Consider the following 18,951-nt stretch of genomic DNA (forward strand, 5'->3'; position numbering starts at 1 on the left):
CCAGTGTGTTGAGCGAGATTGTTTTCCAATGCATCCGGCGTTATTCATTATATGCTGACTGACAGTTTTGAGGGGTTCCATGAGCGAGAGCATTTTTGAGCGGATTACCGCTTTTCTCAGCAAGAAGAGCGCCGTGCAGCGTGTAGCCGACGATCCGGCGCTCGCTTCTGAACTGCTTTTGCTGTTGCATGTGGTGTTTGCCGATGGCGACCAGCATCCTGCTGAAATAGCCGCGTTCAAGGAAATTGCCGAAAAGAATTTCGGCATTCCGCCGGAAGAGCTTCCGGAAGTGGCTGAGTATCTCAAGGATTTCGCCTACGAGACGACAACCAAGCAGGCAGCCAACATGCTGGCGGAGATGGCGCCGGAGCGCCGTCTGGCATTGCTTAGTGATCTTGTAAAGATTGCCTGTTCCGATCATCGGCTTGATCGTTCCGAGGCAACGATGATCCAGCGCATTGCCGATACGCTCGGAGTGAAGCCGGAAGAGCTGCACAAAGCGCGCCAGTCGTCGCCCTGTGGGTTCTAGGAACTACAACACAGTCCTTGGCATGGGGGGCTCGTCGGGTGTGACATTCGACGAGCTTTTGACCTTGGCCGATCAGGTGTTGTCACGAAGTCCCGGTTCGCGGCCTGATGCCATATCGACCCTGAGCACCAAGCTGGGCGATCCGATATGGACTGAGCTTGCCGCGCATTATGAATGTGCACTTTGTTTCTTCGATGCCGAGCGATTGGAACAGGAAACACCACGTCTCAAAAACCCATCGGAAGCTGTTTTTCGCTCTGTCGGATGTCATGGCGTTGCTGAATCCGCTGCACTTGCTGCTATCGGTCCCGATGGTTTTCTTGTCGTAGAGAAAATTGCACTCGGCCGGGCAACTGCCGCCTTGGCGGTTGCCCGGTCCTGAGCCTGTATTATGCGGTAACCGTTTTACGCCACTGAATAATGTAGGCTACCAGCGTAGCAACCGAGAGCAGAGCTGCGGTCGCCATGATGACGGCAACATAAGCATTCTCAAAAGCCGCCGATGCCAGTACTGTCAGAGTTTGTGCATCTGCTGGCGGTAGAGATTGAGCCACCAGAAGCGCTTCGTCCAGACTGTCGCGCACAATTGCGGGGATGCCTGCGCCTTCAGGAATCACAAGGCTTGCCGTGTAGAATACGGACAGAATGCTTCCGAAAACCGTGACACCGAGCGCATTGCCGAGTTCAAAGGAGACTTCTTCAACGGAAGCCGCCATGCCTGCCTTTTCGACCGGTGCGTTCGTCATGATTGCCGATGATGCACCCGTCATGGTCGCACCGACCCCGAAGCCGAGAATTGCAAGCCCGACCAGATAAAACGACGCCGAAGTCTTGTAGGTCAGAATATAGACAATGACGCCAAGCGCCGTGATCCCCAGTGACGACCACAGGAGTCTGCCAGCCCCGAGGCGCGGCAGCATGATACCGGCAAGCGGACCTGCAACGAAGGCAGCCAGAGGGATCGGCAAGATCGACAATCCTGCATGCAAGGGCGTCATGCCTTCGATAAGCTGCATGCGCTGGCTGAAGACAAGTTCCATACCTGTCATAGATCCGGAGGCTACAAGGGCCGCGAAAACGCCCATCGAAAACAGCCTGTTGTTAAACAGGGAGAAGTCGATCAGCGGTTCGTCGCTTGCGAGTTGCCTGCGCACGAAGATGAACGAGGCGACCAGCCCGACTGTCAGCGCAGCTCCGAACACGATCATCGACGCATCGCGTTTTGCGAGCTCTTTCACGGCATAGGTGAGCGCAATTAGTCCAACCATGATCTGGACAGAACCGATCAAATCCCATTTGCGCTTCGATCCGAGCGGACGGTTTTCAAGTGTGAAGACGGAGAATGCCAGCGCGACCAGCACAACGGGCACATTGATAAGGAAGACCGATCCCCACCAGAAATATTCAAGCAGAATGCCGCCTGCCACAGGGCCGATAGCTGCACCACCTGATGCAATAGCCGCCCAAATGCCGATCGCAAGCGAACGCTCTTTATCATCGGTGAATGTCAGCCGAATGATAGAGAGTGTCGCTGGCATCATCATAGCGGCACCGCAAGCCAGAAATGCGCGGGCGGCGATAAGAAACTCTGGGTTTGGTGAATAAGCTGCGCAGAAGGAGGCAAGCCCGAAGATCGCCAATCCCGACATGAACATGCGTTTGTGGCCGACCTTGTCACCGAGCGTGCCGAGGCCAGGCAGAAGGCCCGCAACGACGAGCGGATAAATATTCATGATCCAGAGCTTTTCCGAAGCACTGGCTGCCAGATCGTGGGTGAGGCGGGGCAGCGCCGTGTAAAGCACCGTCATATCGACGACGATCAGGAACAATGCACTGGAAACAATAGTCAGAACCAGCCAGCGATTTTTCGGCAACATCGGTTAGTACCTTTTCAATACGCTTGTATTCAAACTTGCAAGGAGGGCTCACTTAATATAAATCCGTCTGTATGGAAAGTAATAATTTGTACAAAATGGGCAGGCCGCGTTCAATCGACCGCGACCATGTGCTTGATATGGCGGAAAAGCTCGTCGCTGAAGGCGGTCTGGCGGCCCTGACCATGGACGCCGTCGCACAGGCTTCCGGTGTGACCAAAGGGGGCGTTCAATATTGTTTTGGCAATAAGGACGGGCTTTTAAAAGCGATGATCGGGCGGTGGGGCGACCGTTTCGATGGTCAGGTGGCCAAGAAAAAGCAGGGCCGCATGGACGCGCTTTCTCATATTGCCGCTCATATTCGTGTGACCCGCGAAAGCGATGCCGAGGATGATTCGCGCTTCGCAGCCATGATGACCAGTCTCATTCCGAATACCGAATATCTGGATGAAACCCGCCTCTGGTATCGCAAGCAATGGGATGGGCTTGATGTTTCCACACCGGAAGGGCGCAAGGCTCGGCTGGCCTTCATAGCCAATGAAGGCGCCTTCCTGCTGCGTAGTTTCAATTTCTTCGAACTGACGGACGAAGAATGGCAATCGATCTTCAACGATATCGAAGAGTTGCTGCCGGAAACGGATTGACTTTCGACACCGTGGAAAGTCATGTCCGCAGTTCAGGAAGGGAAAATCGTGACTGTTCATTTCATTGGCGCTGGCCCCGGCGCGGCAGACCTTATCACCGTGCGCGGTCTGCGCCTGATCGAGCAATGTCCTGTCTGCATCTATGCGGGATCGCTGGTGCCGAAGGAGGTTGTTGCCGGAGCGCCGAAGGATGCGCGTCTAGTCGACAGTTCATCGCTGACCCTTGACGAGATTATTGCTGAAATGGAAGCCGCACATGCGCAAGGTTTCGACGTTGCGCGAGTTCATTCCGGCGATCCGTCGATCTATGGCGCTATGGCTGAACAGATGCGTCGGTTGGACAGTCTCGACATTCCTTATGACGTGACGCCGGGAGTGCCAGCCTTTGCCGCTGCTGCTGCCGCCATGAAGCAGGAATTGACCATTCCGGAGGTCAATCAGACCATTATTCTGACCCGCACCTCGATGAAATCGTCGGCGATGCCCGAAGGCGAAGACCTCGCCACGCTCGGGCGGTCCGGTGCGACGCTGGTCATTCATCTTTCCATCCGAAACCTCGCCAAAATCGAGGCCGAGCTGACACTTCTTTATGGTGCCGAATGCCCGGTCGTCATTGCCTATCGCATTGGATGGCCAGATGAGCAGATTTTGCGCGGCACGTTGTCGGATATAGCGGAGAAGGTTGTTGCGTCCGGGCTGAAACGTACGGCAATGATTTTTGTCGGGCGCGGACTGGACCCCAAGAGCTTTCGTGATTCAGCGCTTTATCATGAGGCGCACAGCCATGTGGCGCGTTCAAAAGCCTAGCGCTGCGCGGGCGAATGCGATTGCATCTTCCGGCGAGGCGACAACGTTTCTGGCCGCAACCGGCGGGCGGGCAATCATCATGACGGGAAGTCCAAGCGCACGGGCAGCCTCGATTTTGGCATAGGAAACGGTGCCGCCTGAATTGCGGCTGACGATCAGCCCGATCTTGCGACCCTCCAGAAACTGCTTTTCCGCAGCGTAATCGCCGGGTCTTGCCAGAACGATCTCGCAATTCGGAGGAAGGGCCACGTCAGGCGGATCGATCATGCGGATGGCGAAATGAACATCGGCGCGCTCCGCGAAAGGCGCAATGTGCTGGCGACCGAGTGCCAGAAACACGCGCTCGCCGCATGGAATAGCATTTGCTGCTTCGGTTTCATCGGAAATGTCGATCCAGTGGTCCTCTGGCTTTTCCTCCCAGGCGGCACGTTCCAGCCTCACCAATGGTATGTCGCGCTTGCTTGCTGCTTGGACTGCATTTTGCGAAATGCGCGCGGCATAGGGGTGGGTAGCATCGATGACGAGATCGATTCCTTCGCTATCGAAATAGGTGGCAAGGCCATCCGCCCCACCGAAACCACCGCTTCGAACCGTTCCGGTCAGTTTCGCTGGATTGCTGGTGCGTCCGGCAAGCGAGGTAATGGCATTGACGGGCAGTTCCGCAAAGGCCGTTGCAAGTGCGGCAGCCTCGGCTGTTCCACCCAGAATGAGTATCTTGGGGTCAGACGCGCGCAAGGATATTTCCACTGCGGTCAGTCACGATAATCTCAACTTCCACGGGCGCGCCGCGAAGGGTTTCGAGTGCTATTTCTTTCGCCTTGAGCGCAATTGGCGTGGCCATGTTGATGCCAATTGATTGAGTCAGTTCAAGCACTTCCAGCGCAGTGTTCGCAAAGAGAATCTGATCCTTCATGCTTTCCGGCGCACCAGCCTTTTCGGCAATGCGCCAAAGGAAGCTCTTGTCCACTTGCGACCGTGAGGAATGGAGATCGAGAGCACCTTGGGCGAGCTTTGTCAGCTTGGCGAAGCCGCCTGCGATTGTAAGTTTGTCGATGGGGTGGTCACGCAGATATTTGAGCACACCGCCTGCGAAATCGCCCATGTCGAGAATTGCAAAGTCCGGTAGATCATAGAGCGCTTGCGCGGCGTCTTCGGACGTCGAACCGGTCGCGCCGAGTACGTGTTTCTGACCGGCTGCGCGTGCAACGTCGATGCCGCGATGGATCGAATGAATCCAGGCCGAACAGGAAAACGGGTGGACCACACCGGTGGTGCCGAGAATGGAAATACCGCCAACGATTCCGAGGCGTGGGTTCCATGTCTTCTTGGCAATCTCTTCGCCGCCGGGCACCGATATCGTAATGACAAGATCGGCGGGCAGACCATATTCAGCGCAAATCTGTTCGCATATTTCCGTCATCATACGGCGCGGAACCGGATTGATGGCCGCTTCGCCCGGAGGGATTTGCAGGCCGGGGCGTGTGACTGTGCCGACGCCTTCACCGGCGCGAAAGATAACGCCGGTTCCGGGCGGAGCCGGGAATACCGTTGAGATGATCGTAGCGCCATGGGTTACATCGGGATCGTCGCCCGCATCCTTGACGATGCCTGCCATCGCATAGCCTTCGCCGAGCCCTTCATAGGCAAGCAGGAAATAGGGTACTTCCCCTTTGGGCAGAATTATGCCGACAGGATCGGGAAATTCCCCGGTGATGAGCGCCGTCAATGCAGCCTTTGTGGCAGCGGTCGCGCAGGCGCCAGTCGTCCAGCCGCGGCGAAGCTCGGCTTTTCCCTGACTTTTATTCGTTGGAGCGGTTTCGTCATTCATGGACGCCTTATAATGTATCTGATAGCTGTGCCGCTAGTGGATCAATGTGGTTGACGAGAATGAACAAGGCTGAAGAACCGGCTGCATGTGTCATTGCGAAGAGCAAAGTGACCCTGCCTGTGATGGAACCCGGCCACGTCTGGCTCGTGGGAGCTGGACCGGGTGACCCCGGTCTCTTGACCCTCCACGCTGTCAACGCTTTGCAGCAGGCGGATGTCATCGTTTACGATGCGCTGGTGGATGATGCCTGTCTGTCTCTCAAGAATGCAGACGCTGTTCTGGAATATGCTGGCAAACGCGGCGGCAAGCCTTCGCCGAAACAGCGCGATATTTCCCTGCGGCTTGTAGAACTTGCGAAACAGGGCAAGAAGGTGCTGCGCCTGAAAGGCGGCGATCCGTTCGTGTTTGGGCGGGGAGCAGAAGAGGCGCTGACCTTGGTGGAACATGGCGTTCCGTTTCGCATCGTTCCCGGAGTGACGGCAGGAATCGGCGGCCTTGCCTATGCAGGTATTGCCGCTACCCATCGCGATATCAATCAATCGGTGACGTTTCTGACCGGTCACGATGCCAGCGGCTCGATGCCTGATGGGATCAACTGGATCGGGATTGCCAGGTCAGCGCCGGTTATCGTCATGTATATGGCGATGAAACATATAGACCTTATCGCTAAGCGGCTGATCGAGGCGGGGCGTTCGCCGGATGAGCCCGTTGCGTTCGTGTGTAATGCGAGCCTGCCTAACCAGACTGTGCTTGAAACGACATTGGCGCGGGCTGCGAATGATGTTGAAGCGGCGGGACTGAACCCGCCTGCAATCGTGGTTGTAGGCGAAGTGGTTCGTCTGCGTGCCGGGCTGGACTGGATGGGCGCGTTAAGCGGTAAAGTCCTGTCGGGTGACCCACTTTCCAGACGAAACCAAAATGAGGGAGTGCAAAGCGCGTGAAGGGGTTCATGATAGCAGCGCCAGCTTCTGGGTCTGGCAAGACAACCGTAACGCTGGGTTTGCTGCGCGCCTTGAAACGGCGCGGAGAAACGCTTGCGCCGGTGAAGGTCGGTCCCGACTATATCGACCCCGCCTATCACAAGGCTGCAAGCGGGATGGAGTGCTTCAATCTGGACCCTTGGGCGATGCGACCCGAACTTATCAGCGCATTGTCTTCCCGTATGACTGAAAGCGGCGCCAGACTTCTGGTTGCTGAAGGCATGATGGGGCTCTTTGACGGAGCCATAGACGGTAAGGGTTCTTCTGCCGATCTGGCCCGACTTCTCGATCTGCCGGTGGTGCTGGTGGTGGATTGCGCGCGGCAATCACACTCCATTGCCGCGCTGGTCTGGGGGTTCAGCCAGTTCCGCAAGGACGTGCTGATTGCTGGAATTATCCTCAATCGCGTCGGTAGCCCTCGCCATGAGGCAATGTTGCGCGGCGCGCTGGAGCCGCTCGGCATTCCGGTTCTTGGTGCCTTGCCTCGTGATGCCGCTCTTTCGCTGCCAGAAAGACACCTGGGGCTGGTGCAGGCTGGTGAGCATTCCGATCTTGAAAGCTTTCTTGAGCATGCTGCCGATGTGATGGAAACGCATATCGACATGGGTGCACTTCAAGGCATCTGGTCGCGACCGAAGCGGTACGATGCGATGGCCAATGTTCCGCGTCTGAAGCCGTTTGGCAATCATGTTGCTGTTGCCCGTGACGATGCATTCGCCTTTGCTTATGCGCATTTGTTCGAAGGCTGGCGCAGGCGAGGGGTGGAAATTTCGTTCTTCTCGCCGCTCGGCGATGAGTCTCCGAGACAGGATGCCGACGCGATCTATCTGCCGGGCGGTTATCCTGAATTGCACGCAGGGCGTTTGGCGCAGGCCGGACGTTTTCAGGCGGGTATACGCGAAGCCGCAGCACGTGGGCTGACGATTTACGGCGAATGCGGCGGCTACATGGTTCTCGGCGAGAGCTTGCAGGATGCAGAGGGGGTTGCCCACCCCATGCTGGGTCTTCTACCGCTTGAGACGAGCTTTGCGAAAAGAAAATTGCATCTCGGCTACCGCATGCTGGAACCGCTTGCAGGCTCTCCCTGGACGGAGCCATTGAAGGCGCATGAGTTTCACTATGCCAGCATCGTGCGTGAAGGAAAGGCTGATCGTCTTTTCCGTGCACGTGATGCTGTCGGCGACGATGTTGGTGAGGTGGGCCTGCGCGTCGGTTCCGTTTCAGGCTCGTTCATGCATGTCATCGATTTTTGCGGAGAGAAAGCTTGAGCGTAGAAATCGAGCATGGAGGTGCTCTCGACAGGGCCGTCGCGCGTTTTGGCGGCAGGCTGCAAGATTGGCTCGACCTTTCGACGGGTATCAATCCCGAGCATTTTCCACTTCCCGAACTGACACCGGCAATCTGGAACCGCCTGCCGGATGAAGGGCTGTTGCAGGAAACGCTGCGACTGGCCCGCATCTATTATCGGCTGAACGAGAAAGCATCAATTGTTGCGGCGCCCGGCACGCAGGCTCTGATTCAGCTCGTTCCGACGCTGGCTGCCCCGTCGACGGTTGCCGTCCTCGGGCCGACCTATCAGGAGCACGCGGCCTCATTTTCCGCTTCCGGCTGGAAGGCCGTGCAATGCGCGACGATTGACGAAATTCCAGACGAGGCGACTGCGGCAGTCATCGTTAATCCGAACAATCCCGACGGTCGTGTGATTTCGAAAGAGGCTCTCCTGCGTCTTTCGCAAAAGCTCGGTGCTCGCGGCGGATTTCTCGTTGTTGATGAGGCTTTCGCTGATGCGCATGAAGCCGTCAGCGTCGCGGTAAATGTGGAAGATGCACCGATGATCGTGCTGAAATCCTTCGGCAAGTTCTTCGGGCTGGCTGGCGTGCGTCTGGGTTTTGCAATTGCGGGAGGCCGTTTCGTCGAGGCATTGGAGCGGCGGCTTGGCCCATGGGCGGTTTGCGGTCCGGCGCTCGCAATCGCCAGCCATGCCTTCAACGATGCCGAAGCTCTTGCCGGTTATCGCGCGCGTATTGATCTGCGGCGGCTCAAATTGTCGGCTGCTCTGGAAAAAAGCGGCCTGAAAGAAATTGGCGGAACGGCGTTGTTTTCGCTCGTCGAACATGCGGATGCACTCGGAATTTATACCAGGTTGTGCGAGAGACATATTCTGGTCCGGAAATTCAATTACGCGTCGCGCTGGTTGCGCATTGGTTTGCCTTTGGACGATGTGGCGCTTGCGCGGTTTGAAAAGGCGTTGAAATTTTGATTCAGTTTTTCTGGTCAAGCTCATGGAAATAAAGCTGATTGTCCTTTCGCTTGCGCTCCTTCTCGATCGCTTTGTCGGCGACCCGCCACGGCTGTGGCAGAGAATTCCGCACCCCGTCGTCCTGTTCGGGAAAGCAATTTCGTGGGGTGAGAAGCGCTGGAACAATCGTAATTTCTCTGCGGCGAATCTTCGTCGAAACGGCATGTGGCTGATGATCGGACTCGTGTCGGCCTGCGTGGTTACGGGGCTCGTCATTGAAAGCTTGTTGCCCTATGCCGGAACTGCTGGTGCAATTGCCGAAATCCTTATCGTGACGGTACTGCTTGCACAAAAAAGCCTGGCCGATCATGTACAGGCGGTCGCGCTGGCATTGCGTGAGGAGGGGATCGAGGGTGGTCGCCGGGCTGTGTCGATGATCGTCGGGCGTAATCCCGAACATCTTGATGAAGGTGGCGTCAGCCGTGCAGCGATAGAAAGTCTCGCAGAGAACGCTTCGGACGGCATTATCGCGCCCGCATTCTGGTTTCTGGTCGGTGGATTGCCGGGTTTGTTCGCCTACAAGCTGATTAATACGGCTGACTCGATGATCGGTCATCTGAATGATCGCTATCGTCATTTCGGACGCTTCGCGGCAAAGCTGGACGATGTGGCCAATTATATCCCCGCCCGGCTGACCGGGCTGCTTGCTTCTCTTGCCACTGCGATCACGAAAGACAGGCTTTCGGGACGAGAGGCGTTCTCCGTCATGTGGCGTGATGCGCGCCTGCATCGCTCGCCCAATGCTGGCTGGCCGGAATCGGCTTTTGCAGGCGGGCTGGGACTGGCGCTGGCCGGTCCGCGTCAATATGGAGCGGACAAAGTCGAGGGGCCTATGCTGAATGCATCCGGCAAACGCGACGCCAACGCCGACGATATCGATGCGGCGCTTCACCTTTTCTGGTCGACAATGAGCCTGATGACCGGGCTCGTGATCGCTGTAAGCCTGATTGGACTACTTGTCGGCTAGCACAAACCGTTTGCCGTCGAAACGTTGCAGGCGGTTCGGGTTGTCTGTTCGGATGCCGTCGCCGTCGAACTTGATCGTCCCGAGGACGGTTTCAAAGGAATTATTGCGGATTGTGTCGATAATCGGCTGCTTCTGCTCGTCTGCACGCTTGATCACGTCCGCAGCGATTTCGATGCTGGCAAAACCGGTGACTGCATAGGCATCTGCAAGTTTCCCGGCCTGACGTAATGCATCAATTGCGGGCTTCGCCGTCGACAGATCCTGCGGCCGGAGCGGTGCGATCATCAACGTGCCCTGACTTAAGGGCTGGGCGCCAGAAGTGGCTTCCAAAAGGCTGCCACCTGCGATCGTCAGCGGATAGTTGAGCGCGGTAGCGCTTGTGCCTATAGCCGCAATATCATCTCGCTCACCGCCGACGTAAACATGGGTAGCGCCTGCGCGTCGCAACCGGGCGACTAGCGCATTTTGATTATCAAGCCCTGGCCGATAGGTGTCGATAAATACCGGCTGTAGCTGTTGTTCCTTGAGACGGGCCAAAACGCGCGCCGCGCGCTCGCGCCCTTCAATCGTGCCGTCATCGATGATTGCGAAAGCCTGTGCACGCCAAAGGCTGCCGAGAAAACTTCCCGTCGCTTGCGTTTCCTTGTCTAACCCGGTTGCAAGACGAAATACCGCCATTGGCGCAGATGCGCGCCGTTCGGTCAGTGTGGGTTCGCTGACACCTGATGCCACAATGGGGATGTTTCCCGCCGTGAGGATAGGGAGCGCTGCCTCCAGTGCTTCCGGGCATAGAAAGCCGGTTGCGACCCGGACGCTTTCCTTCACGAACCGTTCTGCGGCTTCTTTGCCGCCTTCGGCATCGCAACGATCATCGGAAGCGACAAGTTCCGCGCCTTTCGCTGCTGCTGCGACGCGGGCGCCTTCAGCCAACTGATTGCCCAATGGAGCGAAGGTTCCGGACAGAGGTGCCGCAAGCCCAATGCGCATATCCTCCGCCTGTGCCAGTACCGAACTGGCCAGCAGTGTAAGGATGATGCTTGTCAGCACTGCAGTCGGACGTTTCCCTAACTCGATCACGTGATCCGTCTTCATTAAACAATTCGTGGCATTTTCAACGAAAAGTGGGTAGCTGTTTCCTCGCCTTTGTGCAATGCCCGTTATGGGGCCCCGTTATATGGGCCGTTATTGTGGCTTGTTATTAAGGTAGCTGGCTTCAGGTGACATGCCCTTGGGCAAGACGGATTCTGTTTGACGTGCAAACGATTAAGAACATCATTTCAAGTGCAGCTTCGGTAGAATCCAAGTCCTACCGCGATGCCATGAGCCATTATGCGGGTGCAGTGCAGATCGTCACGACCGCCGGTAGTGCGGGAAGACGTGGTTTGACGCTGACTGCCGCCTGTTCGGTGTCGGACAATCCGCCGACGATCCTGATCTGCCTGCAGAAAATTCACGAAGAAAACCGGCTGTTCATCGAAAACGGTGTTTTCGCCGTCAATACGCTCGCGGGGTCGCATCAGCAGCTTGCGGATGCATTTTCTGGCCGTATCGGACTGACGCAGGATGAGCGCTTCGAACTGGCGCGCTGGGATGTTCAGGTAACCGGGGCCCCCATATTGCAGGGTGCGCTTGCCGCTTTCGACTGCCGTGTGGTCAGCGTACAGGATCATTCCACGCATCACGTGCTCTTCGGGGAAGTCGTGGGCCTGCGGTCCAAATCCGAGGACGAGGCGCTGGTCTATCTCAACAGGCGCTACCATACGCTGGAGCTGTAATCCTATGAGCCATAGAATGTCGAAGCATGGAATGGGTGGCCTGTTTGGGGCATTGTTTCTGTTTTCGGCTGTGATGGCATCGTGGGCAGCGTCTCTGCCGCCGTATAAGGACGATTATTTCGCCTATCCCGGCATTATCAGCAGCGCTGACAATGGTGATTACAAGGTCATCGACTACAACGAGATGCGCGATATCAACGGGCGCGATGCGGTGCCCGAAAAGCGTGTGAAGGATGCCTATGTCTCGCTGAAGGCGCGCGCTTACCAGAAGGATGTCACCTTTCAGACCGCCGCCGGGCCGGTGAAGGCCATGACAGCGGGCAAACGCGAAGGTGCGTCCTTTATCATCATCTACCTGCATGGTCGGGGTGGCAATCGCCTGCAGGGCATGAATGATTTTACCTTTGGCGGCAATTTCAACCGTGTGAAGAATCTCGCCGCATTGAATGGCGGTCTCTATATCACGCCGGATTTCAAGGATTTTGCCGATACAGGCGAGGCTCAGATTGCCGGGCTGATTGAAGCAGCCAAGGCATCGTCGCCAAATGCTCCGTTGATCCTGTCCTGCGGTTCGCAAGGCGGAACACTATGCTGGCGCATAGCCTCCAATGAAAAGGCGGGTAACCAGCTTGCTGGCCTCATTTTGCTCGGTTCGCTTTGGGATGATGGATTTTTCAAGTCACCCGCATTCAAAAAACGCGTGCCGGTCTTCTTCGGACATGGCAGCCGTGATCCGGTTTTTGCCATAGACAAGCAGGAAGCCTTCTATCGTGAAATACGCAAGCGCGCGCCGGGCTATCCGGTTCAGTTCCGGCGTTTCGAGAGCGGCAATCACGGTACGCCGATCCGAATGTCCGACTGGCGTGAGATGCTGAACTGGATTCTCGCAAAACAGTGACGTCAGACTGTGGATGCGAATCGAAATTCTGGCAATGTGACCTTCCTGCCACTCGACAATCGAGCAAAACCGAATAGTTATCGAACTTAAAATTTTACCTGCTCAGCAGATCCTATGAGGTAGATCATGTACGGACGCGCCCGCACTGGAGCCCGTTTTCTAGCCATTGCCATGTTGGCCCCGCTTGCCGCTGCCTGCACGACGACTGTTCCGACCACGACAGCGACGCCGGGCAAGACCGACGCTCCGATCAGCGCGCCGACGATTTCACTGCCACGTTTCACGCCGACCGCTTATGTCGACCCTGCGCTCGCGCAGCCTTGCATCACCGCCGCGGCCAACAAGTATTTCCTGCCGGAACATGCTATTTCCGCCGTCAACTCCCGTCCGGGCGCTGCCGGTGGCACCGATGTCGACCTCAAGGTCGATCTGCGTACGGCTGTTTGCCAGGTAAGCGCCAAGGGCGGTGTGCGCGCCGTTATCGATACGTCGCCGAAGAGCGCGGATCAGATTGCAGCCGAAGCCGCAGCAGCCAAGGCAGATGCCGCCGCAGCTACCCAGCCGAAAAAGACCAAGGCGAAGAAGAACTGATTCAACAATCAGAGCTAACATATGAAAAAGGCAGGGTTTTCCCTGCCTTTTTGTTTGTCATTTCTCTGGCTTTTCACCGTACCAGCGCGGCGTATAAACCCATTTCCTGCCGTCGGACTTTGCAAAAACCTGCGTGTGGGACGAGCCCACAATCACCACGGTTCGCATGTCGACATCATCCGGTGTCAGTGCGCCGAGCGTGGTTGTGCGTGTCGTCTCTGCCGGCCTGCCTATGTCTCGTCCAAGGACAATCGGCGTGTCAGGGGACCGATATTGGCGCAGGATTTCAAGTGCGCAACCAAGCTGATGTGGACGCGCTTTAGAGATGGGATTGTAGAATGCCATGGCGAGATCGGCTTCAGCAGCGAGCGCAAGGCGCTTCTCGATGATTTTCCAGGGCTTCAGATTGTCCGACAGTGAAATGATACAGAAATCATGCCCCAGCGGCGCTCCGATACGTGACGCGGCGGCCATTGCAGCGGAAATTCCGGGCTGGATGACGAGCTCCACGCCTTGCCATGCAGGATTGTCCGTTTCATGAAGCGCCTCGACAACTGCCGCGGCCATCGCAAAGACGCCGGGATCGCCTGATGAAACCATGGCGACATGCCGCCCGGAAGCCGCCAGTTCGAATGCATGGCGCGCGCGCTGCATTTCCTCGCGATTGTCGGTCATATGGATGGTCTGATCGGTGCGGAAAGGGCGAAGGTTCTCCTCGGCCATCCGCACATAGGTCTCATAGCCGAGAATGTCTTCGGCCTGTTCCAGCTCATGCTGAACAGCGGGCGTCATCAGGTCTCGTGATCCGGGCCCAAGGCCGATAACGACCAGTTTGCCGCGTTTTCGACCGACAAGTAGCACATCTGCCGGGGTGGCAGCCACGGCAATAGCAAGCCCGTTGCCCTCTATCAATTCAACGGGCTGTTCCACTGAACGAAGGACGAGTTCACGGGTACTCTTTGCATCTGCCACATAGCGCAGCGGAATATCGAGATTGATCGCTGCCTTATGAAGCAGTGGAGAAGCGCAATCCTTCTCATGGGCGAGAAGCAATGCCAGAGACGGCCGGGCTATCCTCGCTTCGGCAAGCGCATTTTCAATATCGTTCTGAACGCTATCGCTGATCGTATCTACGGCAATTGCTACAGCGCGCGGATGGTAGGTCAGCTCGTTCAAGCGAGATGGACGGAGGTGCGGACTTATGGTGACCGTCAGCACGCCATCGTTGGCAAAAGGTAATCTGGATTCCGTAAGCCAGCGCGATTTTCCATTGAGGCGCAGTTTCTGCCCCGCAAGCAGGTTCGACATGAAGTTTTTCGCGTCGTCAGGATTGGCAAGGGTCAGTTCAGCAGGCGGGTGTAGCAGATTGATCCCGAACCGCAATTCGCCGGACGTGGTTATGGCAGGCGCGACCTCAAGTGCTGCTGCAATCTGCCGAGCCATGTCGTTGACGCCGGAGAGACCGCCCAGAAGCGGCACAACCGCGCTTCCATCTTCGGCTACGGCCAGAACCGGCGGTTCGATGCGTTTGTTCTGCAGAAGAGGGGCAAGCGCCCGGATCACGATACCGGCTGCGCAAAGCGCAATGATGGGGCGACCTTCTTCGTAAAGCGATCTGACCGCATCGCCGAAATGCACGAAAGTGTTGTCCAGCGACGCAACACGGTTCTGGAGGCCGCGTATTTCGGCATGCTGCAGAGCTGTCGCGATGCGTTGCGCGGCAGGCACTGCTGCTTCTCCGAGAACCAGAATCGCAGGGATCATGCACCGTTCCATTTTTGCCCCGGAACGAGAATGATCGAGAAATAGGGGCAGTTGCTGCCATCAACTTCGGCAAGCGGCACAATGCGCTGATTGGCCATGGTGGCGCGCTCGACATAGAGCGCACGGTCCATGAGGCCAAGATCGCCGAGCACAGCGCGAACCTTGTCGAGATTTTTACCAAGCTTCATGATGGCCGCAGCTCCCGTATCTGCAAGCCGCCGCGTCAGTTCTTCTGCGCTCATGACGCCTGAGAGGACGGATAATGTCTGATTGCGATAGACAAGCGGTGCGCCCAGCACAGCCGAAGCGCCGAGGACGGAGCAGACGCCGGGCACGACTTCCGTTTCATACTTGTCAGCAAGCCGGTCATGAATATACATGAACGAACCGTAGAAAAACGGATCGCCCTCCGCGATCACAGCAACATCCTGGCCGCGATCAAGATGGCTCGCGATCGTGCTCGTTATCTCGCCATAGAAATCGCTGACGATCTGTTCGTAATCCATATGCGCCGGGAGCTTTTCCGTCGTCACAGGATAGATGAGCGGTACCAGAACCTGTTCAGGCGAAAGATATTCCTCAATTATCGTGAGGGCGTTGCCCTTCTTGCCCTTCGCGGCGTGATAGGCTACGACCGGCGCACTTTTGAGAAGGCGGAGCGCTTTCAACGTTATCAGTTCGGGATCTCCGGGGCCGACGCCCAGGCCAAACAGTCTGCCTTTTGCCGCCATTATTCGCGCTCCGACGCGAGCGCATTGACCGCCGCTGCCGTCATGGCGCTGCCGCCGCGTCTTCCGCGTACAATCACATAAGGAATGCCGCGGCTGTTTGCAGCGAGTTCGTCCTTGGATTCTGCCGCGCCGACAAAGCCGACCGGCATGCCGATGATGAGCGCAGGTTTTGGCGCGCCAGCATCCAGCAATTCGAACAGGCGGAAGAGGGCGGTCGGCGCATTGCCGATTGCAACGATACTGTTGCCAAGATGCGGCAGCCAGAGGTCGAGCGCTGCTGCCGAGCGAGTATTGCCGATTTTCGTTGCAAGCTCCGGAACCGATGGGTCGCCAAGCGTGCAGATAACTTGATTATTGGCAGGCAACCGGGAGCGGGTGATGCCTTCGGCCACCATGCGTGCATCGCAGAGAATGGGCGTGCCCGCATGCAAGGCATCGCGCCCGGCTTGGCCCGCACCTTCCGAGAAAGCGAGGTCGTTGACCACATCCACCATGCCGCAGGCGTGAATGACACGGACTGCAAGCTTTTCCAGATCGGCAGGTATCCGGCTTAGATCGGCCTCGGCACGGATGATGGCGAAAGACCGGTCATAGATCGCCTGTCCGTCGCGAATATAGTCTGTCATGGTGGCCACTCTAATCAGTGTCGGGCGTTCAGAAGGCGCGCCGCTTCGTCAATGGTGATATCTGTCGCCAATAGCCGTCCGAAGCGCGATGGTCCAGCCCCGTCTTTTGGAAACGTGTCTTGCGTATATAGATCGTATCGACCCGCCGAACGCGCCAGAAGCGTGTGCGGCAAAGGTGCAAGTGCGGCGCATGATTTGGCGCATCCTGTGATGTGGATGGATGTCGTTCCGCATGCCAAATGGGAAGCAAGTTCCTCGCCGTCCGTCTGGGTGTCTGCGAGCGCGGAAGCGCAGCCTTTCGACCCGGAACAGGCACGAAGTCGCGCATGTGGGGTATCAACTGTTGTTTTGAGGTCAAGCGAACGAAGTTTTTCGGTAATTGCGGTTGTCTTTGCCTCGCTCATATGGGGCAGAATGATGCCTTGCCACGGCGTAAGGCGCAGTTCATTTTTTCCACTGTCGGAGAGATTTGCCAGCTTCGTGAGTTGGTACGGTGTCAGCCGTCCCATGAGCGGCATGGCGCCAACATAAAACGATCCGTCAGACTGCTGATTGTTGCCGAGATGCGAAGATGGCGTCGGTGCTTTACGCTTCCAGTCGGTGGCTGGGTGAATAGGGAACGACAATTCCCGGTTCAGACCCGCCAGAAACTCCGATTGCGAAATGATTTCGAACAGATGCTTCATCCGCGCCAAGCCACCATGGCGCAAAAAGCGATGCAGCAATGCTTCGATAAAGGGCAGGGCGTGTTGTGCTTCTATAGCCCCGAGCGCTCGCTTGTCGGGAGACGAAGCAAGGCCAAACGCAAAGGTTCCGTCGTCTATCGCCGAAAGCCAGATGTCGCCTGGATGGGAAATTGTCGCGCAGTTTTCGCCGCCATCGATCTGCAACGAGAATTTTGGCGAAAGGGCATAGAAAACCTCATTCGCCTGCAACGTGTCGAGCAGGGACGTGGCCAGTTCCGTGACGTTGCATATCTGGCCGCGATCAATGCCTGCCGTGGGACTAACCATCACATTGCGTATGTCGTCTGCACCGGGATTATCAGCGCCGAGGCCAGCTTCATGCAGCGCTGCGACGACATTTTCCCAATGCTTGGGCGCAATACCGCGCAACTGGACATTGGAGCGAATCGACAACTCTATTGCGCCTGCGTCGAAACGTTCGGCTATTGTGGCAATCGAACGCGCCTGATCGGCTGACAGGCGACCGAGCCTCAGTTTGATACGGGCAATAGCCCCATCCCTGGCCATGACCATACGCGAAAGTCCGGGGCAGGCGTTGCGCCTGTCCGATTGGACTTGCAGCGATTGATTGATTTGCTGGCTCGACATTTCAGCCTTATACGCCTTGCCGCTTGCACTTGCTACTGGCCCGCCATACGAACAAAGAAAAGGAGCAACGTTAATGAGCTGCTGGCTGACGGTTATCGGTATTGGCGAGGATGGACTGGCGGGCCTTGGAAAGAACGCCCGCGACGCGCTCATCAATGCTGCCGTCATTTTCGGTGGCAAGCGGCATCTGGATTTTCTGAACAGCGATATCACAGCCGAGCGCGTGGCCTGGCCGTCTCCATTCGACGAAGCTTTTGCGATGATTGAGGTATATCGTGGCCAGCCGGTCGTTGTGCTGGCAAGCAGCGATCCGATGTTTTTTGGCGTGGGCGCATCCTTGTCCCGGCATTTTTCTCCCGAAGAACTTCAGATTATTCCCTTTCCATCATCGTTTTCTCTAGCTGCAAGTCGGATGATTTGGCCTTTACAGGACGTCCGCACAGTGAGCGTCCATGGGCGTCCGTTTGAATTGCTGGTACCGCATCTTCTGCCAGGAGAGAGAATTCTCGTGCTCAGCAATGATGGCACAACGCCCGCAAAAGCTGCAGCACTTCTCAAGGCCAAAGGCTTTGGCCACAGTGCTCTGACGGTGCTTGAGCATCTTGGCGGGTCAAAGGAAAAGCTTATCAGCGGCAGTGCTGAAGGTTGGCCGCACGAAAACTGTGCCGATCTTAATGTGCTGGCAATCGAATGTGTCGCTGCGCCGGAAGCGAACGTGTTTTCTCCTGTCACCGGTTTGCCTGATGAAGCGTTTGAGAATGATGGACAACTGACCAAGCGCGACGTTCGTGCAGTCACGCTGTCGCGATTGCAGCCATTGCCGCGCCAACTGCTTTGGGATGTTGGTGCCGGTTGCGGATCCATTGGTATTGAGTGGATGCGCGTTCATCCTTCATGTCGTGCGATTGCCATCGAAACGAATGAACAGCGGCAAGTGATGATAGAGCGAAATCGCGCGGCTTTGGGTGTTCCCGGATTGCAGTTGGTCAGGGGCGAGGCACCGTTTGCGCTGGAAGCGCTGGAAGCGCCCGATGCGATTTTCATCGGCGGTGGTGTTACCGACGACAGGGTTATCGAAACCTGCTGGGATTCCCTGAAACCGGGTGGGCGGCTTGTTGCCAATGCCGTGACCTTGCAAAGCGAGATGCTGCTTTTTAACTGGCGTGAAAAATTCGGCGGAGAATTGACGCGCCTTGGTGTCGCTCAAGCCGCGCCACTTGGCTCCTTCGATGTCTGGCGGCAGGCGCTGCCCGTCACGATTTATTGCGGGTTCAAACCGAAATGATGACTTGAATAGTCATGTT

The 18,951-nt window shown here is 56.8% G+C and carries 20 protein-coding genes; 12 read left to right on the forward strand and 8 right to left on the reverse strand.

Annotation, left to right across the window (positions count from 1 at the left end; all coding sequences use genetic code 11):
• The first annotated feature begins 79 nt into the window (after positions 1-79).
• Together ACYSN1_RS17955 and ACYSN1_RS17960 are read left to right on the forward strand one after the other, a co-directional pair.
• Entirely contained in the window at positions 80-529 is a 450-nt protein-coding gene (locus tag ACYSN1_RS17955) for a tellurite resistance TerB family protein (RefSeq protein ID WP_105542145.1), read from the forward strand.
• Positions 530-551: 22 nt separating this feature from the next.
• Positions 552-911: a cobalamin biosynthesis protein gene (locus ACYSN1_RS17960; protein ID WP_461726932.1), complete on the forward strand. Its 360-nt coding sequence runs from the start codon at positions 552-554 to the stop codon at positions 909-911.
• Between the two features lie 7 nt (positions 912-918).
• On the opposite strand, the gene ACYSN1_RS17965 is transcribed toward ACYSN1_RS17960, so the two are convergent.
• A complete protein-coding gene (locus ACYSN1_RS17965) occupies positions 919-2,406 on the reverse strand; it encodes an MFS transporter (RefSeq protein ID WP_461726933.1) in 1,488 nt (495 codons plus the stop codon).
• Between the two features lie 95 nt (positions 2,407-2,501).
• On the opposite strand from ACYSN1_RS17965, the gene ACYSN1_RS17970 reads away from it, so the two are divergent.
• Both ACYSN1_RS17970 and cobM read left to right on the forward strand, forming a co-directional pair.
• Positions 2,502-3,047, forward strand: a complete 546-nt coding sequence (locus tag ACYSN1_RS17970; RefSeq protein ID WP_461726985.1) for a TetR/AcrR family transcriptional regulator — start codon at positions 2,502-2,504, stop codon at positions 3,045-3,047.
• A 48-nt stretch (positions 3,048-3,095) separates the two neighbouring features.
• Positions 3,096-3,854: a precorrin-4 C(11)-methyltransferase gene (cobM, locus tag ACYSN1_RS17975; RefSeq protein WP_461726986.1), complete on the forward strand. Its 759-nt coding sequence runs from the start codon at positions 3,096-3,098 to the stop codon at positions 3,852-3,854.
• Here the strand turns inward: cobM and ACYSN1_RS17980 are convergent.
• Together ACYSN1_RS17980 and ACYSN1_RS17985 are read right to left on the reverse strand one after the other, a co-directional pair.
• Positions 3,843-4,589: a cobalt-precorrin-6A reductase gene (locus ACYSN1_RS17980; protein ID WP_461726934.1), complete on the reverse strand. Its 747-nt coding sequence runs from the start codon at positions 4,587-4,589 to the stop codon at positions 3,843-3,845. The two genes, cobM and ACYSN1_RS17980, sit on opposite strands and share 12 nt — an antisense overlap.
• Positions 4,576-5,682, reverse strand: a complete 1,107-nt coding sequence (locus ACYSN1_RS17985; RefSeq protein WP_461726935.1) for a cobalt-precorrin-5B (C(1))-methyltransferase — start codon at positions 5,680-5,682, stop codon at positions 4,576-4,578. Before ACYSN1_RS17985 ends, ACYSN1_RS17980 begins: the two co-directional genes overlap by 14 nt.
• Positions 5,683-5,741: 59 nt before the next feature.
• Here ACYSN1_RS17985 and cobA point away from each other — a divergent pair, with 59 nt between their 5' ends.
• From cobA to cbiB, 4 genes are read left to right on the forward strand one after another with little or no spacing between them, the layout of a single operon-like run.
• Entirely contained in the window at positions 5,742-6,623 is an 882-nt protein-coding gene (gene cobA / locus ACYSN1_RS17990; RefSeq protein ID WP_461726936.1) for a uroporphyrinogen-III C-methyltransferase, read from the forward strand.
• The gene (locus ACYSN1_RS17995; RefSeq protein WP_461726937.1) at positions 6,620-7,930 is read left to right on the forward strand and encodes a cobyrinate a,c-diamide synthase; all 1,311 of its coding nucleotides are present in this window, start codon (positions 6,620-6,622) and stop codon (positions 7,928-7,930) included. The genes cobA and ACYSN1_RS17995 overlap by 4 nt, the downstream gene beginning before the upstream one ends.
• Positions 7,927-8,922: a threonine-phosphate decarboxylase CobD gene (gene cobD / locus ACYSN1_RS18000; protein ID WP_461726938.1), complete on the forward strand. Its 996-nt coding sequence runs from the start codon at positions 7,927-7,929 to the stop codon at positions 8,920-8,922. Before ACYSN1_RS17995 ends, cobD begins: the two co-directional genes overlap by 4 nt.
• Before the next feature lie 22 nt (positions 8,923-8,944).
• On the forward strand, positions 8,945-9,928 hold the full coding sequence (gene cbiB / locus ACYSN1_RS18005; protein WP_461726939.1) for an adenosylcobinamide-phosphate synthase CbiB: 984 nt from the start codon (positions 8,945-8,947) through the stop codon (positions 9,926-9,928).
• Here cbiB and ACYSN1_RS18010 read toward each other — a convergent pair.
• Positions 9,914-11,005, reverse strand: a complete 1,092-nt coding sequence (locus ACYSN1_RS18010; protein WP_461726987.1) for a branched-chain amino acid ABC transporter substrate-binding protein — start codon at positions 11,003-11,005, stop codon at positions 9,914-9,916. The genes cbiB and ACYSN1_RS18010 overlap by 15 nt on opposite strands.
• A 176-nt stretch (positions 11,006-11,181) precedes the next feature.
• Here ACYSN1_RS18010 and ACYSN1_RS18015 point away from each other — a divergent pair, with 176 nt between their 5' ends.
• The 3 genes from ACYSN1_RS18015 to ACYSN1_RS18025 all read left to right on the forward strand — a co-directional run bounded on the left by ACYSN1_RS18015 (position 11,182) and on the right by ACYSN1_RS18025 (position 13,192).
• Positions 11,182-11,703 (forward strand): flavin reductase, encoded by a 522-nt coding sequence (locus ACYSN1_RS18015; protein ID WP_071630221.1) that lies wholly within the window; start codon positions 11,182-11,184, stop codon positions 11,701-11,703.
• Between the two features lie 16 nt (positions 11,704-11,719).
• Complete coding sequence (locus ACYSN1_RS18020) at positions 11,720-12,601, forward strand: alpha/beta hydrolase (protein WP_461726940.1); 882 nt, start codon at positions 11,720-11,722, stop codon at positions 12,599-12,601.
• Between the two features lie 126 nt (positions 12,602-12,727).
• Positions 12,728-13,192 carry a hypothetical protein gene (locus ACYSN1_RS18025; protein WP_461726941.1) on the forward strand — a complete coding sequence of 155 codons (465 nt, stop codon included), beginning with the start codon at positions 12,728-12,730 and terminating at the stop codon, positions 13,190-13,192.
• 57 nt (positions 13,193-13,249) lie between these two features.
• Here the strand turns inward: ACYSN1_RS18025 and cobJ are convergent, their stop codons facing one another.
• The 4 genes from cobJ to cobG are packed head-to-tail and all read right to left on the reverse strand — an operon-like array spanning position 13,250 to position 17,647.
• Positions 13,250-14,956 (reverse strand): precorrin-3B C(17)-methyltransferase, encoded by a 1,707-nt coding sequence (cobJ, locus tag ACYSN1_RS18030; RefSeq protein ID WP_461726942.1) that lies wholly within the window; start codon positions 14,954-14,956, stop codon positions 13,250-13,252.
• On the reverse strand, positions 14,953-15,687 hold the full coding sequence (locus ACYSN1_RS18035; protein WP_461726943.1) for a precorrin-2 C(20)-methyltransferase: 735 nt from the start codon (positions 15,685-15,687) through the stop codon (positions 14,953-14,955). Before ACYSN1_RS18035 ends, cobJ begins: the two co-directional genes overlap by 4 nt.
• A complete protein-coding gene (locus ACYSN1_RS18040) occupies positions 15,687-16,313 on the reverse strand; it encodes a precorrin-8X methylmutase (protein WP_461726944.1) in 627 nt (208 codons plus the stop codon). The genes ACYSN1_RS18035 and ACYSN1_RS18040 overlap by 1 nt, the downstream gene beginning before the upstream one ends.
• 14 nt (positions 16,314-16,327) lie before the next feature.
• Positions 16,328-17,647 carry a precorrin-3B synthase gene (cobG, locus tag ACYSN1_RS18045; protein ID WP_461726945.1) on the reverse strand — a complete coding sequence of 440 codons (1,320 nt, stop codon included), beginning with the start codon at positions 17,645-17,647 and terminating at the stop codon, positions 16,328-16,330.
• Positions 17,648-17,720: 73 nt separating this feature from the next.
• Between cobG and cbiE the strand changes: the two genes are divergently transcribed.
• The gene (cbiE, locus tag ACYSN1_RS18050) at positions 17,721-18,932 is read left to right on the forward strand and encodes a precorrin-6y C5,15-methyltransferase (decarboxylating) subunit CbiE (protein ID WP_461726946.1); all 1,212 of its coding nucleotides are present in this window, start codon (positions 17,721-17,723) and stop codon (positions 18,930-18,932) included.
• The last annotated feature ends 19 nt before the right edge of the window (positions 18,933-18,951 follow it).

This window comes from Brucella sp. LJL56 (assembly GCF_054871705.1).